The 692-nt window shown below is 62.6% G+C and carries 1 protein-coding gene; it reads left to right on the top strand.

The window, feature by feature from the left end; translation table 11 throughout:
* On the top strand, positions 1–692 hold a 692-nt coding region (locus C0Z16_RS37045; RefSeq protein ID WP_146014428.1), incomplete at both ends, for an MFS transporter.

Consider the following 692-nt stretch of genomic DNA (forward strand, 5'->3'; position numbering starts at 1 on the left):
CTCACCGCCGAGGAGCATCGCACGAAGGCCATGGCGATGGTCGGTGGCAGCATCGGCATTTCGTTCGCGGTGGCGATTGTGGGCGCACCGATCGTGTTCCATTGGGTGGGCATGAGCGGCCTGTTCACGCTGGTGGGCATCTTCTCGATCGTGGCTGTCGGCGTCGTGCTGTGGGTCGTGCCCGATGCACCGAAGCCCGTGCATGTGCGTGCGCCGTTTGCCGAAGTGCTGCACAACGTCGAGCTGCTGCGCCTGAACTTCGGCGTGCTCGTGCTGCACGCTACTCAGACCGCGTTGTTCCTCGTCGTGCCGCGCATTCTGGAAGCCGGCGGGCTGCCGGTCGCGTCGCACTGGAAGGTGTATTTGCCGGTCATGGGGCTGTCGTTCGTGATGATGGTGCCCGCGATCATCGCCGCCGAAAAGCGCGGAAAAATGAAAATCGTGCTGCTGTCCGCCATTGCTCTTATCCTGATCGGACAGTTGTTATTGGGCGTCGCTCCGCATACGATTCTGAGTGTGGCGGCGATCCTGTTTGTCTACTTTCTCGGCTTCAATATTCTGGAGGCGTCGCAGCGTTCGCTGTTGTCGAAACTGGCGCCGGGCACCCGCAAGGGCGCGGCCGCCGGCGTCTACAACACCACGCAGTCCATCGGTCTTGCGCTGGGCGGCATGATCGGCGGCTGGCTGCTGAA

Source organism: Paraburkholderia rhynchosiae (genome assembly GCF_002879865.1).
Classification (GTDB): Bacteria; Pseudomonadota; Gammaproteobacteria; order Burkholderiales; family Burkholderiaceae; genus Paraburkholderia; species Paraburkholderia rhynchosiae.